Here is a 23,893-nt window from a genome sequence, read left to right on the forward strand (position 1 = left end):
AGTCCATGAAACCTGGCGGGTTAGCCAGCCAGCGCGGTGTGTGTTTGCAGCAGCGCGTCCAGTGGGCGACGGTCGATCCAGTCGCGCACGTCGAAACTTTGCGGGATGAAGCGCCAGCGATGCAGAAAGTGGGTGAAGTCTTGCAGTGCAGCAATGGCTTGTTCATCCAGTTCGGTGCGCAGGCGCAGGTGGGCGTCATTGCCATAAGCGGCGCTGACCCAGTACTCGCTGCTGTTGATTTCGCGGGCCAGGTAGCGGCGCGTGTCTTCGGGGTGGGTGTGAGCCCAATGTTCGGCGCGTCGTACGGAATCGAGAATGCCGGTGGCGACGTCGAAGTGGTTGTCCAGCAGGTTCAGGTCCACTGCCAGTGTGCGGGGGGTGCCGTTGTTACTGCGAATCAGCGGCTCGGGGTGCGAGCCGGTGTCGATCACGGTACGCAGGCCGAATTCATGGGCATGGCGGGCAGCGCTGGCGCCTTTGAGGAAAATCGCATCGACCTCGCCGCGCAGCAGACCGACCAATTCCAGATTTCGTCCCTCGACCCGCTGTGCGCTGACCGGTGTGCCGTTCACGGTACTGACCTGCGGATCGCTGAACGTGCCGTCATAGCGGTAGTTCACCAATTGCACGTCACCGACCTGCAAGCCTTCCAGAATCAGAGCGTTTTCCAGCCCGCGCAGGGCTTGGGCGCGGGTGAAATCGATCTGCGCACCGGCCCAGTCGGGCAAGCCGAAACGGCGTCCTTTGAGGTCCTTGACGGTTTTGATGCCGCTGCCTGGAAGGGTCAGGATCAGTTGCACTTCATCGGCCCATGACAGGCCGATAACGCGTGTTTCCCGGCCTTGGGCCCGAGCCCAGATCGCCGGAATATTGCCGCCATGGCGTACGGAATTGCGCAGCGTGTGATCGAAATGCGACTCGCGAACAGCCTTGTCGGTGGATTCGCGCAACGACTGCACCTGCGTGCCCAATGCGCCAACGGTGTCTTGCAGCCAGCCTTTTTGCACAGCGATGCCCAGCCCGGTGGGAACCGGACAGCGGGTGTACCACAGGGTGTCGAGGGGGTGAGTCATCAGAAATTCTCCCGCAGCGCTCAGGCGCTGGCCTTCAAATGAGCTGCCGTCTGGACGGCAGGGCGTTGGTGCACCAGCGGCAGGACTTCCTGACCAATGCGCAGTGCTTCTTCCAGGTGTGGGTTGCCGGCGAGGATGAAGGTTGAGAAACCGACATCGCGGTATTCCACCAGGCGTTCGGCGATGTTCTCGTGGCTACCCACCAGACCCACGGTCGGCCCCGGTTTGGCCTTGGCGAAACCCGCCCACAGGTTTGGGCCGATGATCAGGTCGTCGAAGCGGTCGATGTTCTGGTGGTAAGCGGTCTGGCGTGCGCCACCGACCGAATCGGAGCCGCTGGTGAAACCCTTGGCGACCACGCTGCTCTTGCCTTCGAGCTTGTCGAACTGGCGACGCAAATCTTTCCAAGCCAACTCTTCGGTTTCCCGGGCGAACAGGTCCACCCGCAGACCGAAGCGCACGCTGCGACCCTGTTTGTCCGCCAGTTCACGTACGCGCTCGATGTGCGGCTTGAGCTTGTCGATGGGCTCGGCCCAGTTCAGGTAAACGTCTGCGTGTTTGGCGGCCACATCCAGCGCTACGTCGGAGAACCCGGAAAAGTACACACCGGGTTTGCGCTCGTTTTGCAGGCCGTGGGGCAGGGCACCGTTCTCCAATTGGTAGATATCGCCGTCATAGGAGAAGCGATCGTTCTGCCAAAGGCCCTGAATGATGTCGAGGAATTCGCCGGTGCGCTTGTAGCGCAGGTCATGTTCCAGGTAGTCGCCGTTGGCCCGCTGACTGGCGGGGTTGCCACCGGTGATGATGTTCCACTCCAGGCGTCCGCGACTGAGGTTTTGCAGGATGGCGGCTTGTTGCGCGGCGTAGGCCGGCAGGGTCCAGGTCGCCTGGAAGGCGATGAGAAATTTGATGCGACGGGTTTCCCGTGCCAGTGCCGCTGCGGCGATCCACGGCTCCGGGCCGGTGGGCAACAAGGCGCCTTCGAAACCGGCCAGTTCTGCAGCTTTGGCGACTTGGGCGATGTAGTCGATGTAGGTGAAGTCGTCGGGGTCACCGTTGGGCAAGCGCCCGGGTGCGATGTTACCGGGACGATAGTGCGGATTGCCGCGGTTGTGTTTGTCGGTGGTCAGTTGCGGACCATCGGTGCCCAGCGGCAGGCGCCAGAAAAACTCAGTGCTCATGGGGTGCTCCTGATTCAAGTACGCGGTGCGTCGCGCAGGTGCGAGGACGTCTTGTCAGGGTGGTTGCAACGGACATGCCATGCTCGGCGAGCCGGGTTATGGCCAGCGGGGCCGGGCCTTTGGCGGGGAATCGGGGAGGGATGGACGGCGAGGGTGCTTCTGTAGCAGCAGTCCGTCAGCAATGGTTGCTCGACGTGCAACAAGGAATGTTTATCGCACGTGCATCTGCAGGAGCCGGCTTGCTGGCGATGAGGCCGCTGGTTTTTTTGCGATATCAAGGACGTCATCGCCAGCAAGCCGGCTCCTACAGGCGATGGCGGTCTGAATCACGCTGATGCTGTGGCGACAATCTCATCAATGGACGAACCCGCTTCGGCACTGCGCAGGTAGGTCTGGTACAGCGCCGCATAAGCCCCACCTTGATTGATCAATTGGCTGTGCGGCCCTTGCTCGACCAGGCGACCCTGACGAATGACCGCGATACGGTCGGCATCGCGAATGGTCGCCAGGCGATGGGCGATGATGATGGCGGTGCGACCTTCGCAAAGTCGACGAAACGCTCGCTGTATTCGACGCTCGGTATAGATGTCGACAGCTGAGGTCGCTTCGTCCAGCACCAGCACCGCCGGATCTGCAAGATAGGCGCGCACCAGGCAAACCAACTGCCGTTGCCCATGACTCAAGTGCCCGCCCAGCGGCCCGACTTCGGTTTGGTATTGGTGTGGCAAACGCTCCAGTACTTCGTCAGCGCCCAACTCCCGGGCAGCTGCAATCAGGCTCGCATCGTCGGCGTGGGGCGCTGCCAGACGCAGGTTGTCGAGGATGCTGCCGCTGAACAACACATTGTCCTGCAAGACCACGCCGACGTTACGCCGCAACTCATGCTGGGACAGGTTGCGAACATCAATGCCATCCAGCCTGACTGCACCCGACTGCACCTCATAGAAGCGCGTCAACAACTGCACCAGCGTGCTCTTGCCATGGCCCGAGGGGCCGACTATCGCCAGCACCTCACCGGCAGGAATGTGCAGGTCAAGATCGTTGATCACCGGCGACGCACTGTTGGCATCGTAGCTGAACCGCACTCGTTCAAAACTCACTTCGCCCCGCGCTTTGCCCACCCGTTGTGGCATCGCGCTGTCATTGATTTCCGGGCGGGTGTCGAGCAGCAGGAAGATGCGCTGCGCCGAAGCCGAACCCGTGGCGTAGCGTTCGAACAGGTCCGACAGCTCCTGCAAAGGCCCGAGGAACAGGAATACATAAAACAGACTCTCTGCGATCTGGCCCACGGTCACTTCCGTCTGCGCCAGACCGTAAGCGCCCACCAACAACAGCACCGCCATGCCCGCTGAGCTGAGCAGGGCGGTAAAAGGGGCGAACCAGCCGGACCGCAGGCTGCCGCGAATCAGCGCCTGATTGAAGTCATCCAGCAATCTGCGATAGCGCCGCAGGTTTGGGGCCTGCTGGGCACACTGCTGCAACATGCGTGCGCCGCTGACGCTCTCTACCAGATGCGCGGTGAAACGACTGCGGTTCTCTGCGACCTTGGCCCAGTTGCGCTGGGAGATGCGTTTGAAACTCCAGGTCGCCAGCACCAGCAAAGGCACGGTCGCGGCCAGGCTCAGAAAAAACCGTGGATCGATGCGCCAGAGCATCACTGAAGCCAGTGCGCAGCGCAGCAAAGCGCCCAGCAATTCGGGCGGACCCTGGATCAACAGCGGCTCAAGGGCATCGACATCGCGGTCGACACGGGAAATGATCCGACCGGTCTTGGTCCGGTCGAAATAGCTGACGCTCAGGCTCTGGACGTGAGCAAACACCCGCACCCGCAGGTCATTCAACACACGGATCGCCGCACTGCCGGCCACAAACTGGGAGATCCCGGCGAGCAGGAATCGCCCCAGCCAACTGGCTGCCAAGCCCAAGCCGAGCCAGAGCGCGAGGCGCTCATCGAGCAACCAGTGATCGCTCTGTTGAATCAGCCCGCGGTCAAGCAGTTCACGGACGAACCAGGGGCGCAGGAACACCGTGAATACCAGCAAAAGCTCAATGCCGATGACGCCGGCAATGTGTCGGCGAATCGGTTTCAGCAGCGGCAACAGTCGACTGAACATGCTGCGGTCGAGGGCTTTTTTGGCCAGCATTTCTTCAATTTCGATATCGCTCAAGGCTTTGCCGGCGATTGGGTTAGCCATGGTCGATCCCTAGCAGGTCGCGGTAATCCGGATGGGTTTTCAAGAGTTCAGCATGGGTACCGCTGGCGGCGATCCGACCGTCCTGGAGCATCAGCACGCGGTCCGCCAGGAGGATGGTCGAGAGCTTGCTGGAGATCACCAGCAAGGTGGTGGCCCGGCCTTGATCACGGCGCAGCTGACGAATGTTGTTCAACACCTGGCGTTCGCTGATCGCATCCAGCGCGCTGGTGGCATCGTCCAGGCACAGGACGTCCGGCGCGCCGAGCAGCGCACGGGCCAGGCTCAGGCGCTGGCGTTGTCCACCCGACAGTGTCACGCCACGATCACCGAGCGGCGTGGCCAAACCTTGGGGCAGACGTTCAAGCACATCTTCAGCGGCAGCCAGTCGCAAACCGCGACGTAACTGTTGATCGCTGGCGTGCGGTGCAGTGAGGCGCAGATTGGCCGCGAGCGTGTCGGAAAACAAAAAGCTTTCTTGCGGCACCACATGCACCCGGCGCCTCAGTTCGTCCAGATTCCAATGACGAATGTCTTGCCAGCCAGCACTGTCCGAACCGATCAGCAAACGACCGGAACTGATGTCGCTCAGACGTGGCAACAGGCTTGCCAGCAGGCTTTTACCGGTACCGGTCGCACCCACCAGAGCAACGATTTCACCGGGCTGCAAAGTCAGCGAGCAATCACGCAGAATCTCTCGCCCGCCTCCGGGAGCGCTGACACTGACGTGATCTAGCTTCAGCCCCAGCGGCGAATCGGGAAGGTTGTAATTACCGCTGCGAATCGCGGCCGGTTCGTCCAGCAGTTGCCATATTCGCTCGGCACTGGAGCGTGCATCGGCGAAGGTCTGCATGACACGGCCGATGCCTTCGATGCGAAACACCAGGGTGGTGGCGATCAGCAGTGAAGTGACCAATTCACCGATGCCTAATCGACCGGTGGCCACCAGATGAGCGCCGTACACCAGTATCCATACGTGCCCCAAGGCAACGACGGCCTGGGGCAGGGGGATGCGCGAACTGGAGTAGGCAAGGGCGTCGCGGGCGTGGTCAGCGAACACCGCAACCTGCGAGGCGAAGCGCTGAATCCGACTGTGTTCCAGGCCAAACGACTTGATTACCCGCACGCCGCTGATGCCTTCGCTGAGGTCCTGATTGACCCGGTCATAGGCTTCGCCAACCGCTCGATCAAGCGTGACCAGGCGCTCGGTCTGGCGTACGAAAATCCAGAGGCCACACACAGTCAGCAACAACGGAACCAGCCCCAGAAGCGGGTTGTACCAACCCAGCAGGCCGACGGTTGCCAGTACCACCAGTGGTGTTTCCACCACTTGGCGCCAGAAGCTGATGAGCGCATCGCGAACCTTGTCGGCATCACGGGTGGTGCGCGTGATCATTTCACCCATACCGTGCTGCCAGTGATAATCCAAGTGCAGCGTTTGCACCTGTTGCAGGATGCGTTCGCGAAGACGCGTCAGCAGTTCCTGGCTAAGCACCAGTGACAACACGCTGGCGGCGTATTGCAAGGCGCCACGGCCCACGGCCACCGCGAGCATCAGCCACAACCAGTACCAGCCTCGGCTGGCATCCAGGCTGCCATCGGCTTGCCGGATCACCGCGCGACCGGCGCTGACATCGTTCACCGCGTGCCCGATCAGCCATTGCTGCCAGACCAGCCCAAGGTTCACGGCAATGAACAACGCCGCTACCAACGTGAATCGCCAGGGCATTTCCCGGTAAATCGCCAGGCTACGCAATAGGGGGTGTTTTTCGATCATCTAATTGCTCTGTGATAAGTGCCACACCCAACGCACCTGTAGGAGCCGGCTTGCTGGCGATGGCGTCTTTGATTGCGGTGCAAACGTCGAAGGCCAATCGCTGGCAAGCCAGCTCCCGCAGGTTTGTCGGTGTTATCGCCAGCAAGCCGGCTCCTACGGTTCAAGCGCGTGAACCCGATTCATCGCCCAGGGCTGGTGGCACCCTGTTTTTCCTTGGCGTTGAGGATTGCGGTGTACTCGCCCGGATCGACCCCATTGAGGTAGTAGTTGCCGACGTGATGCAGGCGCCAGCGGATCGGGTCGTGGGTGGTGTGGACCCGGGCGTTGCGCCAGAAGCGATCGAGGTTCCATTTACTCAGTGACGAGCTGGCGCCGAGCAGGGAAAAGATGTCGCTGGAGATCTTCAGCGAGGCCGAATCGGAATGGGCGCGCGCGGTGGCCACCGAGAGAATCAGTTCGTCCTGCAGCTCCTTGTTGTCCGGGTCCAGTTCGTGTTGGTCGAACACCCGTGCAGCATCGCGCAGCAAGGATTGCGCACCCCGCAAGGCCACGGCGTATTCGCCAATCTGTTTGATGATGTGCGGTTCTTGATTGGCGTGATCGACGCCGCTTTCCACCCAGGGACGGGCGTTTTGATTGAGGTATTGCACGGCGGCCGACAGTGCGCCTTCGGCAATGCCAGTGTCGATGGCCGCGTGGAGAATCTGCGGGAAGGTCAGACCTGTGCGTTTCATCGGTCCTTTCCGCTGCGAGACGAAGCCTTCGTCGAGTTCGATGTTGTCGAAGATCACCGTGCCGCTCACCGAGTTCTTCTGGCCGAAGGCTTCCCAGTCATCGACCAGCGTCAGGCCCGGGGTATTGCGATTGAGCAGCACGCCGGCACCGCCGTCGTCACTGGCGGCCGTCAGGGAAATCCACTCGGCCAGGTAAGAACCGGTTGAGTAGAACTTGCTGCCATTGAGGATCAGCTTGCCGTCGGCGCGACGTTCGACACGGGTCTTGAGCGCGAACTTGTTCTTGCCGCCCACTTCGGCCAAGGCATTGCCGAAACGCTTGCCGGCCAACACGTCGCGAATCAGCCGGTCGCGAATCTCTTCGGAATAGCCGGTGAAAATTCCCCGCAGCATGACGTTATGGATTTGCAGCAACTGACCGACGCCGCCGTCAGCGACTGAAATGAGGCGCACGGTTTCAACGATGGTTTCCACCGAAGCACCGAGCCCGCCAAAAGCCTTGGGAACGCCAATGGCCGTCAGGCCACTTTCGGACAACAGAAGCGCCTGGCGCTTGGGCAGTTGGCCGTTCTGACTGGCATCGGCGGCGATTTCGGCAATCTCCAGGGCAATTTCCCTGGCCACGGCGATGGCCTGGGCTTCGCTTTGCAGCAAGCGAATGGGGGCTTGCTCCTGGGTGAGTTGGCCGGTGGGATGATATTCAACATTGCTCATTGCGGTACCTCTGATAATTGATCTGCTGACCGTGTAAACCAAACGAATCCCCTGTAGGAGCCGGCTTGCTGGCGATGGCGTCCTTCAGGTTTGTGAAAGGCTTTGAGCAAGTTCTGCGCCAAGGGCTTTAAACCCTGTGCGGTGCAGGGTCTGGCGCGGCAAAGGAAGATCAGGTGCTGCTGGAGAAGCAGCGCGATGGCGGCGATTGCTCGAACAGCAGCAGTCGCCGCGCAACGCTGCTGGCAGGCCAGCAGTTGCGGGGGCGGTATTTGCGCACGAAGGCCTGAAGCCCTTTAAAACCAAGGCTTTCAGCTTTTGGCACGAGCACTGCAATAGCTCTGGCAAATAGTCGCCGCGACTGACTTCTAACCAGATGGAGCTGCCCATGACGCTTGCTACCAAACAAACCCGACCCGATCCCCAGACTGAGCTGGACCAGATCTGGTTCACCCGGTGCCCGGTTCCGACGGCCTCCGGTATCGCCTACAAACTCGGCTGGCTCAGCGACGAGTTCGCTGCCGATGGGCTGCCGGTTTCGACCTTGCAGGAGGCCCGTCAACTGGGTCATCACCACTACGATCACGAGTTGCCGGGACTGTTTCGCGAAGGCGGAAATGTGCCGGCATTGGCGGCGCGGGCGGCCGGTGCGCCAAGTCGCTTGATCGGCCTGACCTGGATCGAAGAATGGCAAACCATTCTGGTTCGTCCGGACTCCGGCATCAGCCGGCCGCAGGATCTAAAAGGCAAGCGTCTGGCGCTGCCCGCCTGGGGCGAAACCCGTCCTGGAAGCATCGCTCGGGCCATGAGTTTGCACGGCTATAAAGGCGCGCTGAGCCTGGCCGGGCTGGGGTTCGATGATGTTGAACTGGTGGAAGTCGACCTTCAGGACCAGGAGCGAGCGGCGAACCCGCAGGAAGGTTTACAACGATTGTGGTCGGGCCTCGATTACCTGGTACGCGGTGAGGTGGACGCGGTCTACGTCAAAGGTGCTTCCGCCGCCGACGCCGCGCGGCGTCTCGGGCTGGTGGTAGGCATCGACCTGGACCTGGTCGCCGAGCCGCGCTATCGCATCAACAACGGTACGCCGCGTCCGATCACCGTCCACCAGAGCCTGCTGGACAACCACTTCGACCTGGTGGTGCGGTTTCTCGCGCAAACCCTCAATGCCGCTGACTGGGCCGCCAATAACCGCGAGGCACTGAACACCATTCTGGAAGAAGAAACCCGCGCCGGCAGCGCCGGGGTCGCCGAGGCCTATCGCGGAGAATTCCACACCACGCTTGCGCCGGATCTGTCTTCGCAGCGCATTGAGTTTCTCGATACCCAGAAAGATTTTCTTTATCTGCACGGCTTCCTGGAACGCGATTTTTCCATCGCCGACTGGGTCGATCCGCATCCATTGCAAGCCGCCCATGAACTGCTGGCCAAGCGCCGCGCCTGAATCCGGAGAAATGCCATGACCGTACTTATCAACGAACAATTGATCAGCGAAGAACTGAAGAGCTTTATCGACAAGGTGTTGATCGAGGCTGAGGAAGCCTTCACCGTATTTCGTGAGACCAACACCATCACGGCCAACGGCACCGTCGGTTTCATCGAGCGTGTGCCGGGTCAAGAACTGCTGGTGTCGGTCAACTACGGCGGACCATGGAATTACCGTAAGCCGCTGCAAGCGACGGTCACCGATTTTGAAGGCAAGGTTATCTACGGCAAAGGCAAGGGCGGTTTGGGGCGATACACCAAACTGTTCCAACAGCATGCCGACATCACCACCGTGTCCCATGTGCATTCGCCGTACCTCGGTGCCTGGGCGCAGACCCATCGCACCCTGCCATTCCAATACGTGCCGGTGCAGCGCTATCAACTGGCCCGGGAGCTGCCGGTGTACATCGACCGACGTCAGCAGGAAGTCGATTTCATCCTCGACAAGATCAACGAGAACCCTTTCAACCTGGCCATTCTGGAAGCCAACGGCGGGTCGACCGTGTGGGGCAAGCAAGGTTTGCGTGCCACCGCTGAATTCATCTTGCTGCTGGAAGAGGGCGCGCAACTGCAATTGCTCGCCGATGCCTTGGGTGGGTCCCGTCCTTATGGGCCGGGCGTTCTGACCCAGCAATGGAAAATGAGCGGCCTTTACGAACAAGCCACCGAACTGGGCCTGGTACCCGCCATCGACCACCGTAATTAAACCCGGTCACAACGATGCATCGGGTTCACGTGATCGAACTGTAGGAGCCGGCTTGCTGGCGATGGCGGCCGAACGGTCGACACATAATCAAGGAACACGCCCATGGCTGTAAAAATTCTCTGGTACCTCACCACCCCCGACGGACCTTATCCGTGGGAGCCGGAAGGACGCTGGAAAACCGATTTCGAGCATTTGAAGCAACTGGCCGTGGCCAGCGATCGCCTGGGATATTACGGATCACTGCTGGGTTCCAGTCCCAACGAAAGCCTGGCCGTTTCCGCTGCGTTGATCGATGCCACCCAGCGCCTGCGTTTTCTGGTGGCGCAGCACCCCGGCGAATTATCGCCAGCGGTGTTGGCCAAGTGGGCGCTGACGTTCGATCAATTCTCCAACGGCCGCCTGTTGTTCAACGTCGTCAACGGCAACGACGCTGGCCTGGCGACCCTCGGTGTGCATTACCCCCACGATGAGCGCTATGACTTCAGCCTCGAATACTGGCGCGCCTTTCAGCGCTTCTACGCTGGCGACACCTCGGGGTATGACGGTCAATACGTCAAGCTTGCCCCACGGACGCCAGCCGCTGCCCACCATCCACTGGGCGGCTGGCACCCACCCAAACAGAAGCCAGGAATCCCGCTGTGGGGCGCAGGCACCTCGGGCCCCGGCGTTGCCCATTCGGTGCAGTTGCTCGACGTCTACCTGAGCTTCGCCAACACACCACCCAAGCTTGGCGAGAAGTTTCGCAAAGTGGCGGCAGAGGCAGCGAAAATCGGCCGCGAGCTGACCTTCGGCACGCGCCTGCAAATCATTGTCCGTGAAACCGAAGAAGAAGCCTGGGCCCACGCCGAAAAACTCTTGCAGCGCACCTCGCTGCAGACCGCGCGCACAGCCATCGAACGGCAACTGCCCGCAGGCGAAACCCTGGACAGCTTCCACAGCGACGACCCGCAAATACAGCGCAACGTCGAGGCCATTCGTGCAGGTCGCCTGCCCAAGGCAAGGGACCTGGAGATCTACCCCAACGTCTGGCTCGGTCCGAGCCTGTTCGGTTTCAACATCCTCGGCCCGGCCGCGGGTACTTATCTGGTGGGCAGCGCCGAACAGGTCGCCGAGCGCATTCGTGAATACGAAGCCCAAGGCACGTCGGCGTTCATCCTGTCAGGTTTCCCGTTGATCGATGAGGCGCACCGGGTGGCGGACCTGTTGTTCCCGTTGCTCGACCTGGATCACGGGTTCGACGTACCGCGCCTGCGGGCCGACGCACCAACGGTGCAGCGCGCCAACGTGGTCGAGCAAGCCTGAGGAGTCAGTCATGAGCGAAGGATTTTCCCGTCGTACGTTTCTCGGTAACGGCCTGGCGGTAGGTGGCGGCCTGATACTCGGCAGCAGCCTGCTCAGCGGTTGCGACAATGGAGCTACTGTCAGTGGCGCAGCAGCGTTGTCCAGCACGCCGGTGCATGGCGGTCGTCTGCGGGTCGGCATTATCGATGGCGACCAGTCAGGCAACCTCGACGCGCACAAACCGGTGGGCGGTGGGATCATTCGCGGCTGGGCGTTGTACAGCAAGTTCTGGGAGTGGAACACCGACGTCAGCACGCGACTGGCCCTGGCCGAATTTGCCGAGCCCAACGCGGATGCCAGCGCCTGGACCATTCGCATCAAGCCGGGGCTGGAGTTTCACCACGGCAAGAGCATTGGCGCCGATGACATGCTGTTCTCGATCCTGCGCCTGACCGACCCGAAACTGGCTTCGCCCTTTGCCGGTCTGGTGGGTGCGATTGACCGCAATGCCTTGCGCAAACTGGACGCACGCACCATTGAAATATGTTTCAAGGAAGGACAAAGCTTCTATCCGCTGGATGAAACCCTGATCAGTTTCGGTGGCATTGTCCCCACCGATTACGACCCGATCAGCAATCCGGTGGGTGCCGGGCCTTACAAACTCAAGAGTTTCATCCCCGGTCAGCGCTCGCTCTACCAGCGTTTCGAAAACTACTACAAACCCGGCCAACCCTATGCCGATGAACTGGAAATCATCGAGTTCAAGGATCAAGTGTCCCGTGCTGCGGCTTTGCGTGCCGGACAAATCGATGTCGCCAGCGGCGTGCAGGCCGAACACAGCGCGCTGCTCAAGGCTGATTCGCGACTCAAGTTGTATGCGTCACCGAGCACGTCATTTACCGGTTTCAACTTGAATCTGGCCAAAGCGCCGTTTCAGGATCAGCGCGTGCGTCAGGCGTTTCGGCTGCTGGCCGACCGTCGCGAACTGATCGACCGCGGGCTCAATGGCTTCGGGCGGATCGCCAATGACCTGTATTCTCCCCACGACCCGACCTACAACCACAGCATTGTCCAGCGCCCATACGATCTGGAACAAGCGCGTTCACTCTTGCGTCAGACGGGGCAAGACGACCTGCGGGTGGTGCTGACTACCACGCCCGGACCGGGCGTCAATGCGGCGCTGGTGTTTGCCCAGCAGGCAAAGAAAGCCGGAGTCGAGATCAAGGTCACCCAGGTCGATGGCTCGGTGTTCAACGGCCCGCAACGGGAAAACTGGTTGCTATCGCCGGGCTCGACGCCGGCACGGGGCTTTCTGGCGTCGGCGCTGCATAACGACGCGCCGCAGGCCATTTACAACCGCAGCAATTTCCACGATGAGCGTTTCACTTCGCTGTACCGACAGGCACTGGCGCAGCCAGTTCTGGAACAGCGCAAGGTCCTGGTACACGAGGCACAAAGTATTCAACACGAGCGCGGCGGTCTGCTGATCTGGGGTTTCAATGACGTACTGGATGCCGCCTCTGTCCGCGTCGGTGGATTGTCTCCGGAACAGACGACCTTCGCCTCATGGCGCTTCGACGAGATGTGGGTGAACCATGCCTGAGCCGTCTTGCAAAGCCCTGCGCACGCCGGCCTGGTTGTCCTGGTTCATCGGACGATTGGGCTACGGCCTGCTGACCGCATGGGTCATCAGTCTTGTGGTGTTCATTGCCACACAGGCACTGCCTTCGGACCCGGCGCGGGTGATTCTCGGCCCGGATGCGCCGCTGGAAAGCATCCTCACGCTGCAAAAACAGTTAGGCCTGGATCGGCCGATTCTGGAGCAATACCTGCGCTGGCTCGGCCATGCGTTGAGAGGCGAGTTAGGGGTGTCGCTCGATTCCAATGCGCCGGTTGGCAGCATCTTGTTCGGTCGATTCGGCTACACGTTGGCGCTGTTGGCCGGCGTGATTGCAGTGGTGGTGCCCGCGGCGTTACTGCTTGGCGTGTCGCTGGCCTTGCGGCGTGACAGTCGTCTGGACCGCTGGAGCCTGTCGCTGTTGATTTTCCTCAAGGCTACCCCGGGTTTTCTATTGGCCATCGGCCTGGTATTGCTGTTTTCGATGCCGCACATGGACGTGCTCCCGGCGGTGTCGATTCTTGATCCGGACAAATCGCTGCTGCGCCAATTGCAGTTTCTGGTGCTGCCGGTGTTGGCCCTCAGTCTCTCGGCCTTGCCGTACCTGACGCGCATGGTGCGGGCGTCGATGATCGAAGCGTTGGAGTCCGACTACGTTGTAGCCGCCAGGCTACGGGGTATTCCCGAGTCGCGAATCGTCTGGCGGCACACGTTGCCCAATGCATTGGTACCGGCGATCCAGGGCGTGGCCCTGACTTTGCGTACGTTGATCGGTGGTGCTTTGTTGGCGGAGGTGATCTTCAGCTATCCGGGTATCGGCACCTCGTTGAACTCGGCGATTCAAATGCGTGATTTGCCGATGGTTCAGGCCATCGTGTTGGTGATCACCCTGGGCGTGGTGCTGATCAACCTGTTCGCCGATCTGCTGACGGTGCTGCTGACTCCCAAACTACGGACCGCACGCCGGGTAACCATGATTCGGCCTGATCGCAGGGGCATCCAGCCTTGGTGGCGTCGCTCCCCATCCAAGGCGCCTTGAGAGGTGATGCATGACTGACTCCCGAAGTTTGCGCTGGCAACAGTGGCTGGCGGAACCGCAAACCCGCAAGGGCACACTGATCACCCTGGCGGTGGTGGTCCTGGCACTGCTTGGGCCGTTACTGGCGCCGCACAGTCCGACAGCAATGGTCGGCTCTGTGTATGGCGCGCCGGTGGGTGCTGCCTGGTTGGGCTATGACTTCCTCGGCCATGACGTGTTGTCGCGCTTGCTCAGTGGTGGCCTGTCAGTGCTCTGGATGTCGGTGGCGGCGGCTTCGATCGCGTTGTTGACCGGCAGCACTCTGGGCCTGTTGGCGGGATTTTCCCGGCGATGCCTGGATCAGTTGATCACCTGGCTGGCGGACGTGTCACTGGCTTTTCCCGACCTGATTCTGGTGCTGTTAATCGTCTCGATGCTGGGGCGCGCGCCTTGGCTGATTGTGCTGACCGTGTCGATCGCTTTCACGCCGGGGGTGATTCGCCTGGCCCGTGGCAGCGCGGTGGCAGTGGCGGGGCAGGAGTTTGTCGAGGCCGCACAGATGATGGGCTATTCGAGGCGGCGGATTCTTTTCAAGGAAATCCTGCCGAACATCCTTACGCCGCTGCTGGTGCACTTTGGCAACATGCTGACCTGGGGCGTGGGCATGCTCTCGGGCTTGAGTTTTCTCGGTTACGGCGTGGCGCCGCCCACCGCTGATTGGGGGCTGATGATCAACGAAAATCAGGCGGGTTTGCTGGTACAGCCGTGGGCGGTACTGGCTCCGGCGATTCTGATCGGCATTTTTGCCTATGGCACCAATATTCTGGCTGAAGGCATCGGCCGCAGCAGTTCAAGGATCGGAGAGAAACAGCCATGAACACCATTGCCGGGATCGAATCCCGTCATCCTGTACTGACGACACAGGTGTTGCAGGTTCGCGATTTGCGGGTTGAGTTACCGGGGCAAATCGATGTGCTGTCCGGCGTCACCTTCAATCTTGAATGCGGAGAAATTCTTGGATTGGTCGGGGAGTCCGGCTCCGGCAAGACTACCCTGGCCACCGCCTTGCTGGCCCATGCCCGAAGGGGGGCGCGGATTGTCGGTGGACAGGTCGAAGTGTCCGGTCGATCACTCTTGACGCTGACAGGTGAAGACCTGCGTCGGGCTCGGGGCAGCCTGATTGGCTACGTGGCCCAGGACCCGGCGACCGCGCTGAATCCGGCATTGCGTATCGGCAATCTGCTGCGTGAAACCCTCAGCGTTCACCAGATTGAACTGGACCGCGCCGCGCAACAGCAGCGCATTGTCGATACCTTGCGCGATGTCGGGTTGCCCGATGACGCAGTATTTTTGCGACGCTTTCCCCATCAATTATCCGGAGGGCAGCAGCAACGGGTGATGCTGGCGTTGGCCTTTGTCTTGCGCCCGGCACTGATCGTGCTCGATGAGCCGACGACAGCGCTGGACGTCACCACCCAGGCCCACATCCTGGCGACGTTGCGCCGGTTATGCAAAAGCCTGGGCGTGGCGGCGGTGTATGTGTCCCATGACCTGGCGGTGATCAAGGATCTGGTGGACCGGGTGATGGTGATGTACGCCGGGCGTATCGTCGAGGTTGCACAGCGCGAAGTGCTGTTCCATCAACCGGCTCATCCCTATACCCGCGGCTTGTTGGCGGCGATTCCCGATGTGTCGCAACGCCGGGATTTGCAGGCGATTCCGGGTCATGCACCGGCACCGGGACAGCGACCACAGGGATGCGCCTTCGCGCCTCGATGTGGCCGTCGAGTTGCGGCGTGTTCGGTGCTCGAACCGCAATTGCAGGACCTCTCTTCACAGCAGCGTGTGGCCTGTCTGGCTCCGCATCTTCAGGCCTTGCAGCTGATCAGCCAAACCTCGGCGTCACCAGTCATTGAAGCGTTGGAGCGCACGCCACTACTGGAGATCAAAGACCTGAACGTGGCCTACGACCGCCAGGTCCTGTTCGATGTGTCTCTGCGTGTGGCTGCCGGTGAATGCCTGGCGCTGGTGGGTGAGTCCGGTTCGGGCAAAACCAGCCTGGCCCGCGCCATTGCTGGCCTGGGAGAGAACGCCGAAGGTGAGTTGCATTACGCGGGCGAGTTGTTGAGCCTGTCGGCGCGACAACGTGACGGAGCGCAACGGCACCAGATTCAGTACATTTTCCAGAACCCGTATCGGGCACTGAATCCGCGGCAAACGGTTTACCAAACCTTGAGTGCGCCACTGGAGCATTTCTTCGGCATCAAGGGCGCATCCGTGCGGCAAAAGGTGGATACGGCGCTCAAGCGGGTGTCGCTACCGGCCTACGTGGCGGATCAGTATCCTCACAGCCTGTCCGGTGGTGAACGTCAGCGCGTGGCGATTGCACGGGCGTTGGTCTGTGAGCCAAAACTATTGATCTGCGACGAAATCACCTCGGCACTGGACGTCTCGGTTCAGGCGTCGATTCTGGCGCTGTTGCGGCAACTGCAAGGGGAAGGGCTGACGCTGCTGTTCGTCACCCATGACCTGGGCGTGGTTCGCGCCATTGCCGACCGGGTATTGGTGTTGAAGTTGGGTCGTGTGGTGGAGCAGGGGCGGCTGGATGCGGTGCTGGATCAGCCGCAAGCGGCGTATACGCGCACATTGCTGGAAAACTCTCCGACATTGCGGTGACGTCAATCGCCAGCAAGCCGGCTCCTACAACGCTGAAACGTGATGCGACATATAACTGTAGAAGCCGGCTTGCTGGCGATGAGGGCAGTACGGACACATCCAGTGCCAGAATTTGACGACGTTCCTCATTCTTACGCACTAACGTTGTATTTCGGACTTAAACACAGGAGGGCAATGGAATGCCCGATCTTCCCCACGCCAATCGCTTGCGCGGCGGGCGCTATTCCCAATCCGGCCAAATCTACTTGCTCACGGCCGTCACTCATCACCGTGATCCGGTATTTGCCAATTGGCGCGTTGGGCGCCTGATGGTGGACCAATTTCGCCAGGCCCAGACAGAAGAATGCGCCGAGTCACTCGCTTGGGTGGTCATGCCCGATCATTTTCATTGGCTAGTGGAACTGAAGAACAGCACGTTGCCGGCGTTGATGCTGGCTACCAAGTCTTGCAGCGCACGGGCAGTCAATGCATCTTTAAAACGTAGTGGCCCGCTATGGCAGAGAGGCTTTCACGACCGTGCAATTCGACGGGAGGATGATTTACAGGCAGTGGCCCGATACATCGTTGCCAATCCGTTACGTGCGGGGTTGGTGAGGCGTGTGCATGATTATCCTTTGTGGGATTCCAAATGGTTGTAGCGGGTAGCACGTGGTGGCCGTTGTGACGCCATCGCCTGCAAGCCGGCTCCTACGGGACTGGATTCACAACTATCCATTGTAGGAGCCGGCTTGGTGCGGGCGGCGTACTGGCGATGGTATCGGTGAGCGTTGCGATGTGCTTACGCCACCCGCGCCTTGCGGCGGCGTGCTTCTTCGCGCACGGCCGGGATGATCCAGCGACCGTAATCCACGGTGTCGTAGAGCGGGTCGTAGCCGCGGTTGAGGAACGTGGTCACTCCCAGATCGACGTAATCCAGCAACGCCTGGGCCACGGTTTCCGGCGTGCCGACCAACGCGGTGGTGTCGCCGTAGGCACCGACGGCGGTGGCGGTGGGCATCCAGAGCGCACGGTCATGACGATCGCCCAGGGCTGCGGCGGCGAGCAAGCGTTCGGAACCGGTGCCTTTGATGCGTTTCTGCCAGGGGCTGCCCGCCGCAAATTGCGGGTTGGCTTTGATCTGCTCAAGGATCTGCTGCGCCCGTTGCCACGCCAATTCCTCGGTCGCACCCAGGATCAATCGTACGGACAGGCTAACGCGCGGCGCCTCGACACCCGCTGCACTGGCGGCCGCACGCAGTTTGCCGATCTGTTCGGCCACGCCGCTCAAAGGCTCACCCCACAAGGCATACAGGTCCGCATGTTTCACTGCGATCTGATAGGCAATGTCCGAAGACCCACCAAAGGAAATCGGAATGTGCGGCTGCTGCAACGGTTTGACCGGTGAGAACGCACCCTTGATGTTGAAGTATTCTCCTTCGAAGTCGAAAGGCTCCTCGGCGGTCCACGTCCGGCGGACGATCTCCAGGTATTCATCAGTACGTTTATAGCGTTCGGTCTTGTCCAGCAAGAAATCGCCTTCCTGAGGTTCGGCGGTGATCCCGGTGATGGCATGCAGACGAATCCGGCCGCCTCCGGTGGTGTGATCCAGTGTCGCGAAAGACCGGGCCGCGACTGTCGGGGCGGTGAGGCCCGGACGGTGAGCGATCATGAACCCCAACCGCTCGGTGTGAGCGGCGGCGTAGGCGGCAATCTGCAAACTGTCGGCGCTGCCCGGACCGCTGGCGATCAGCACTCGGTCGAACCCTGCATGCTCATGGGCGCGGGCGTGGTGACGAATAAACTCCAGATCGAAATCCGGGCTGCGCACGCCCCGGGTCTCGGACCACTGGCGGGGGAAAATCATGCCTACGAATTCAATGGACATAGAAAAACTCCTGATGGCGGCAAACGGATTGGCCGCGGGCTAGAACTGGTAATCCACCTGGGCCAGCAAGGTGCGGCCGGGCATGGGTTGCAGGAAGGTATTGGTGGATCCGGCCAGACCGCTGACGAAGTTCAGCTCGTTGGTCAGGTTGAGCACGCGCAAAGTGGTGCTCCACTGTGGCTGGCGGTAGTACACAGCAAGGTCGAGGTTGTATTCGTCGGGGATTTTCACGGTCTTGCTCAGGTTCAGGTACCAGCTGCTGGTCCACCAGCCGGACAGTTCAGCGCCGAAACCTGAATCGAAGCGGTAGTCAACGTAACCACTGGCGGTGTATTCGGGAATCTGTACCGCATCGAAGCGTCCGGACGGCCGCTGATTGAGGCTGTTGTTGTCGCCGAACACCGTGCCGTTGTCGGGAATGAACCCCGCCGAGGCGAAACCGGCCTGGGAGGCAAATTCGTTGTAGGCGGTGAGTTTTGAGAGGTTCAGCGCCGTGCGCAGGTGATCGTCAGGCTGGTAACGAATGGTCGACTCCACGCCCTTGATCACCAGTCGCGCAATGTTGTTGTTGCTGTCGGGTGACTGATCCCGTTCCTGCTTGAATGCCGCCAGGGTCATGAACAGCTCGTTGGGCACGGCTTCGACTTTCAATCCGACTTCGTGCAATACGCTCAGGCTTTCGAAGGCCAGTGGGTTGAGCAGGTTGGCACCGGCGCCGCTGCCCCAGCCCAGTCCGTTGGAGAAGAACCCGGTATTGACCGCCAGCGAGCGATCGAAGGTGTAGTACAGCGTGCTGTTCTCGGTGGGCTTTATGTACGGACTGACCTGAAAGGCAAACAGTCGGTAGTTGTCACTGTCCTTGCGTGGGTTGCCACCGGCTAGCACGAACGGGTTTTCGATTTCAGCGTCGATCCAGCTGCGGCTGGCACCGATGTTCAAGCCGACACGCTCGCCCAGCTTCAGGTTGTGCTGGGTGAACAACGTGCGCGTGGTCCAGGTGCTTTCAGCGGTGTAAGGCGCGACGGATTCGGCATAGAGCCCGTGACCGGCCGGGTACATAGCCGGCAGATTCAGCCAGCCATAGTAGTTGGAGAATTGCGGCACCCCGGGCTGGCCGATCCAGGCACCGTTGCCACCGGCCGGATTGGAACCGGTCAGCCCCAGCAGATCCCCCGGATTCTTGCCCGATGGGTCCTGAGTCAGGTCATAGGCGTTGATGGTTGAACCGAAGTTGTTGTTGGCAGCGATCGACTGGTTGAACTCGCGGCGGTAAATCAGCCCGGTATTGCTGTCATCACGCAAGGTCAAACCGCCCAGCTGCGCTTCGTTACGCGAGCGAAACTCGAAGCGGTTATCGAAAATATTGTCCTTGGACTGCACCTGGAAAGAACCGACGGCGTCGGTCATGTCCCGCGAGCGCTGGTAAAACGTGCTGTTGGCCAGGGTGACGGTCGGCGTCAGATCGGCTTCTACCCGCAGTTGCGTGGTGAAGCGCCGCGAGGTGTTTTCATCCTCGTCGCGCTGGCCGGTTTGCGAGGACAGGGAGGTCAGGCCGTTGCCGGCCAGCGACGGGTCATACACCCAGCCACGCAGGCTGCCCGGGTTGGCGCGTGTGTTAGGCGAGGCGGCCTGGAAACTGCCATCGATAACGCTGTATTGGCCCTGAGCGTTACGTTGGCGTTTGACCCAGCCCAGGGTCGGCGCATCCGCTGCACCAGAGGCGAGTACCGGCGACCACAGGGTGTTGCCGTTCTGGATGATCGGCGTCGCGCGCCCGGCGTAATATTTGCCGCTGTCCACCAGCTCTTGGTTGGCGCGGTTCCAGCCGTGGGTGATGTTGTAGTCGTAGTAGTCGTCGTAACTGGCATTCCAGTCGACGCGCACGTTGTCATTGCGCCAGGCGAGGGCGCCGTAGAACGCGTCGAAGTTGTTGTCGACGTTGTCGTAGAAATCTTCCTGGCGCTGCTTGGTAATGCTGATCCGGTAGGACAGGTTGTCACTTAGCGGGCCGGTGTTATCAACGCTGAATTTACTGGAATCACGGGATTCACCGTCCGGCACCCACGTGCCCAGCTCACCGCTGAGTCTGGTTTTGAACTCATTGAAGTTCGGTTTCTTGCTCAGGTAATTGACGTAGCCACCACTACCGGACACCGAGCCATAGGTCACCGAGGATGGGCCGGCGACGATGTCGGCGCCTTCATAGGCGTTGAAGTTGGCCGGGTGTCGCACACCGTAAGCGCGCTGGCCGTCCTGGAAAACTTCAGAACCCTGAGCGCGAAACTGCGGTGCGATCCCGGCGTTCTGGCCGCCACCACGGGTGATGCCCGGCGCGTATTTGACCAGATCGTCGGCGCTACGGATCGGGTCGTTCGCCAGTTGCTCGGCATTGACCTGCGTGATCGAGCGCGGAGTGTCGAGCACCTTGGCTTCGATGCCTCCGTAGATCGAGGACACAGACCGGGTGGGCAGGGCGTCATCGTCGGAATCGCTGGCACTGGCTTGAACAGTGACGGTTTGCAGTTGAGTGTCGGCGGCGAAGGTCGCCGTCGACAGGGTGGAAACGATGACCAATGCCAGTGCGTGGCCAGAAGCGGGACGAACGAAGCCGATAGAGGGCATGAACATGTGCCTCGAAAGATAAATTCATTGAATGGCGTAAACGTCATAACGGCCACCGCCCCTGTAGGAGCCGGCTTGCTGGCGATGGCGTCATAACGGTCCCCATCGCCAGCAAGCCGGCTCCTACAGGTCGGCGTCTGCGCGGGTTATGCCGTGTCTTTCAACCAGAGTTTTTCAAAGCGCCAGGTGCTGAACAGCGACTCTTCGGCCGCCGCGCCGCCCACGCGGTTGGCCACACTGTCGAGCAAATCGGCGTAGCCCCAGATCAACATGCCGCCGCGTTCGTACTGGATCTGCTGGACCTTGTGGACCAGCGCCTTGCGTTTCTCCAGGTCGGGTTGGGCCATGGCCGCCAGAAACAACTCGCTGAATTGTGGATCGTTGAAATGGGTCTTGTTCGACACGGCAAACGGAGCGTCGGTGTGAATCGCGCTGGCCAGGAATGGCGCACCGATGCTGCCGCCAGTACTCAGTGTCCAGTCGTTGCGCAGCGGGCCCTGAAACGTGGCCAAGTCGACTTGTTTGACCTTGAGCGTGACACCGATGCGCTTGGCCTGTTCGGCCAGCACCAACGCTGAGGTCAGCCCCGGACCGGGTGTCGTCACCAGTTCCAGTTCAAGGTTTTCATGCCCGGCTTCCTTGAGCAGTTGCGCCGCACGTTGTGGGTCGTGAGGTCGCGGCCCCAGCGTGTGGTTGAAGGTCGGATCGCTCGGCGCATAAAGGTCGTTGGCCACTCGGCCCTGTCCGTTGAGCGCTCGGCGCACCAGTTCTTCCCGGTCGGCCAGCAGGCGAAATGCCTCGCGCACCCGTGGATCGTTGAATGGCGGTTTGTCGAGGTTCATGTCGAACGACAACCAGTTGCCGGTCACCGATTTGAGAACCGTGAGCCTTGGGTCGCGCTGCAGGACTTCCAATTGCTCGGTGGGCATCACGTTGGCCATGTCGATTTGCCCGGAACGCAGGGCGGCCAGGCGCGAAACCTGATCCTTGAAATCGATGATTTCCAACTCGTCGGCGTAGGGTTTGCCTTCCTTGTAGTAGTTCTCGAACCGCGTGAACAACGAGCGCTGGCCGGGGGTGAAGCTTTTCAGTTTGTACGGGCCAGCGCCTACCGGGTTGGTCACCGGGTGGTAGTCCACTGGCACGATCCCGCCAAAATTGACCCAGGTTTCCGCCAGCGGCATGTAGCTGCGGCCTTCGCGGAAGTTCAGGCGTACGGTGCGCGAGTCGAGTTTGACCAGGTTGTCGCGGTCAACCCAGTGCAACAGCGCGGCGTAGGGCGAGGCCAGTTGTGGGTCGGTGAGGCGGCGAATGGAGAACATCAGGTCATCGGCGTCGATGGTTTTGCCGTGGTGAAACTCCAGGTCTGGACGCAGGCGAAGCGTCCAGCTGCTGGCATCGGCATTCGGCTCGGCGAATTCGGCCAGGGCCAGGCGCGGTTGCATTTGCTCGTCCCATTCCCACAACTTGCTGTAGAGCGCAAAGCCGCGAACGATGCCGCTGCCGATGGGTTTGTGTGCGTCGAGGTTGCCGCTCTGGTTACCGTCGAGAATCCCCAGCCGCAGACGTCCGCCATAGCGCGGCTGATTGTCGGCCGTGGTGCTGACGCTTGGCTTTTCGCTGCTCGGGCCGCAGCCGGCGAGCAGGCCGCCACCGAGCAGTAAACCACCGCCAAGCAGCGCGCTGTGGCCGAGAAAATCCCGACGGCTGAACAATGAGTGGTCGTCGCTCATGGCATCAGGCTCCGGCCGGACCGTTGGCGGAGCGCAACTCCAGCGGTGCTGGAGCAGGGCGGCTCAGTTCGACGCGCTCACTGCGAAAGTGCGGCAAGATGTGCTCGCCCAGGCGGTAGGCTTCTTCCAGATGCGGGTAGCCCGCGAGGAAGAACAGATCAATGCCGATGGCGTTGTACTCGCGAATCCGCGCCACCACATTTTCATAACTGCCCACCAGCGCGCAGCCCGGCGGAATACCGATGTAGCCGAAACCGGTCCAGACGTTGGGGTGAATGAAAAAATCATCGAAGCTTTGGGTCTCGGCCTTTTCTGCGAACCCGGTTTCGTAGCTGAGCTTGCGCGCGGAGCGCAGCCCGGCATGGGCCGCCACCGCCTTGACCGCGCCCCTGGCGATGCCTTCATCGAAGAAACGTTTGGCTTCGGTGCGGGCCAGTTCCTCGTTCTCCCGGGTAATGACATCGATCGACAAGCCAAAACGAATGTCGGTGCGCCCATACTTCAATGCACGCTCGCGGATATCGGCAATCAGAGCGGCAATTTCATCTGGGTGCTCGGCGCGCATCAGGTAGAAGTCGGCGTGCCTGGCCGCGAACTCCCGGGCCGGGATCGATGAGCCGGCGGTGCAGATCAGTGGCAGCTCGGCCTTCTTCAACGGCCCGCGCAAACCACCGCCTTCGGCCTTGTAGAATTTGCCCTCGTAGTGGAAGTTCTCGTTGTGCCAATAGCCCTTGACCACGTCCATGAACTCGATGGCCCGCTCATAGCGCTCGTCATGATCGCTGAAGTCACCGACCTGGCGCTGAATCGCGTCCGAGCCGCCGTTGATGATGTTCCACACCAAGCGATTGCCGGTGGCGCGCTGATAGGTTGCGGCTTGCTGCACCGCCACCCACGGCGTGTAGTGGTAGGGCTGGAATGCCGTGACGAATTTCAGCGTGCGGGTTTCACGGGCGAGCAGTGAGCAGACGGTCCAGGGTTCTTCACCCGAAGGGGCGTTGACCATCAGGGCACCGCCGAAGCCGTTGATCTCTGCGGCCTTGGCGATCTGCCCTAGGTAGTCGATGTAGGTAAAGTGGTCGCCCACGCTGAACGCCGAGACAGCGCCGGTGCTAGGGCCGCCGCGATGCCAGTCGCCACGGTTGCGCGGGTCGCCAGGGAGGAATTGGGTTTCGCCGTGAAGCGGCAGACGCGTGAAAAATTCAATGCTCATGTCGAAGGC

The 23,893-nt window shown here is 60.9% G+C and carries 17 protein-coding genes; 8 read left to right on the top strand and 9 right to left on the bottom strand.

Going from position 1 to position 23,893, the window contains the following annotated elements; all coding sequences use genetic code 11:
• Nucleotides 1-20 precede the first annotated feature (20 nt).
• The 5 genes from K3819_RS10970 to K3819_RS10990 form a co-directional block, all read right to left on the bottom strand.
• Entirely contained in the window at nt 21-1,073 is a 1,053-nt protein-coding gene (locus tag K3819_RS10970) for an ABC transporter substrate-binding protein (protein WP_221399272.1), read from the bottom strand.
• A gap of 20 nt (nt 1,074-1,093) precedes the next feature.
• Entirely contained in the window at nt 1,094-2,254 is a 1,161-nt protein-coding gene (locus K3819_RS10975; RefSeq protein WP_221399273.1) for an LLM class flavin-dependent oxidoreductase, read from the bottom strand.
• 326 nt (nt 2,255-2,580) lie between these two features.
• Nucleotides 2,581-4,449 (bottom strand): ABC transporter ATP-binding protein, encoded by a 1,869-nt coding sequence (locus K3819_RS10980; protein ID WP_221399274.1) that lies wholly within the window; start codon nt 4,447-4,449, stop codon nt 2,581-2,583.
• A complete protein-coding gene (locus tag K3819_RS10985) occupies nt 4,442-6,223 on the bottom strand; it encodes an ABC transporter ATP-binding protein (RefSeq protein WP_221399275.1) in 1,782 nt (593 codons plus the stop codon). Before K3819_RS10985 ends, K3819_RS10980 begins: the two co-directional genes overlap by 8 nt.
• A 179-nt stretch (nt 6,224-6,402) precedes the next feature.
• Nucleotides 6,403-7,671 (bottom strand): acyl-CoA dehydrogenase family protein, encoded by a 1,269-nt coding sequence (locus K3819_RS10990; RefSeq protein ID WP_221399276.1) that lies wholly within the window; start codon nt 7,669-7,671, stop codon nt 6,403-6,405.
• A gap of 385 nt (nt 7,672-8,056) precedes the next feature.
• Here K3819_RS10990 and K3819_RS10995 point away from each other — a divergent pair, with 385 nt between their 5' ends.
• The 8 genes from K3819_RS10995 (at nt 8,057) to K3819_RS11030 (ending at nt 17,090) form a co-directional block, all read left to right on the top strand.
• A complete protein-coding gene (locus K3819_RS10995; RefSeq protein ID WP_221399277.1) occupies nt 8,057-9,112 on the top strand; it encodes an ABC transporter substrate-binding protein in 1,056 nt (351 codons plus the stop codon).
• A 15-nt stretch (nt 9,113-9,127) separates the two neighbouring features.
• Nucleotides 9,128-9,859 carry a class II aldolase/adducin family protein gene (locus K3819_RS11000; protein WP_221399278.1) on the top strand — a complete coding sequence of 244 codons (732 nt, stop codon included), beginning with the start codon at nt 9,128-9,130 and terminating at the stop codon, nt 9,857-9,859.
• A 102-nt stretch (nt 9,860-9,961) separates the two neighbouring features.
• Complete coding sequence (locus K3819_RS11005) at nt 9,962-11,161, top strand: LLM class flavin-dependent oxidoreductase (RefSeq protein ID WP_221399279.1); 1,200 nt, start codon at nt 9,962-9,964, stop codon at nt 11,159-11,161.
• Between the two features lie 10 nt (nt 11,162-11,171).
• Nucleotides 11,172-12,743, top strand: coding sequence for an ABC transporter substrate-binding protein (locus K3819_RS11010; protein WP_221399280.1), 1,572 nt, complete (start codon nt 11,172-11,174; stop codon nt 12,741-12,743).
• Nucleotides 12,736-13,797: an ABC transporter permease gene (locus K3819_RS11015; protein WP_221399281.1), complete on the top strand. Its 1,062-nt coding sequence runs from the start codon at nt 12,736-12,738 to the stop codon at nt 13,795-13,797. The genes K3819_RS11010 and K3819_RS11015 overlap by 8 nt, the downstream gene beginning before the upstream one ends.
• A 10-nt stretch (nt 13,798-13,807) precedes the next feature.
• Nucleotides 13,808-14,653: an ABC transporter permease gene (locus tag K3819_RS11020; RefSeq protein WP_221399282.1), complete on the top strand. Its 846-nt coding sequence runs from the start codon at nt 13,808-13,810 to the stop codon at nt 14,651-14,653.
• Nucleotides 14,650-16,452, top strand: coding sequence for an ABC transporter ATP-binding protein (locus K3819_RS11025; protein WP_221399283.1), 1,803 nt, complete (start codon nt 14,650-14,652; stop codon nt 16,450-16,452). Before K3819_RS11020 ends, K3819_RS11025 begins: the two co-directional genes overlap by 4 nt.
• A gap of 179 nt (nt 16,453-16,631) precedes the next feature.
• Nucleotides 16,632-17,090: an REP-associated tyrosine transposase gene (locus K3819_RS11030; protein WP_221399284.1), complete on the top strand. Its 459-nt coding sequence runs from the start codon at nt 16,632-16,634 to the stop codon at nt 17,088-17,090.
• A 140-nt stretch (nt 17,091-17,230) separates the two neighbouring features.
• Here the strand turns inward: K3819_RS11030 and K3819_RS11035 are convergent, their stop codons facing one another.
• The 4 genes from K3819_RS11035 to K3819_RS11050 form a co-directional block, all read right to left on the bottom strand.
• Nucleotides 17,231-18,316, bottom strand: a complete 1,086-nt coding sequence (locus K3819_RS11035) for an LLM class flavin-dependent oxidoreductase (protein ID WP_221399285.1) — start codon at nt 18,314-18,316, stop codon at nt 17,231-17,233.
• Nucleotides 18,317-18,355: 39 nt separating this feature from the next.
• The gene (locus K3819_RS11040; RefSeq protein ID WP_221399286.1) at nt 18,356-20,938 is read right to left on the bottom strand and encodes a TonB-dependent receptor plug domain-containing protein; all 2,583 of its coding nucleotides are present in this window, start codon (nt 20,936-20,938) and stop codon (nt 18,356-18,358) included.
• A 146-nt stretch (nt 20,939-21,084) separates the two neighbouring features.
• Entirely contained in the window at nt 21,085-22,671 is a 1,587-nt protein-coding gene (locus tag K3819_RS11045; RefSeq protein ID WP_221399287.1) for an ABC transporter substrate-binding protein, read from the bottom strand.
• 4 nt (nt 22,672-22,675) lie between these two features.
• Nucleotides 22,676-23,884 carry an LLM class flavin-dependent oxidoreductase gene (locus K3819_RS11050; RefSeq protein WP_221399288.1) on the bottom strand — a complete coding sequence of 403 codons (1,209 nt, stop codon included), beginning with the start codon at nt 23,882-23,884 and terminating at the stop codon, nt 22,676-22,678.
• Between the last annotated feature and the right edge of the window lie 9 nt (nt 23,885-23,893).

It is taken from the genome of Pseudomonas sp. 3-2 (genome assembly GCF_019710535.1).
Classification (GTDB): domain Bacteria; phylum Pseudomonadota; class Gammaproteobacteria; order Pseudomonadales; family Pseudomonadaceae; genus Aquipseudomonas; species Aquipseudomonas pharyngis.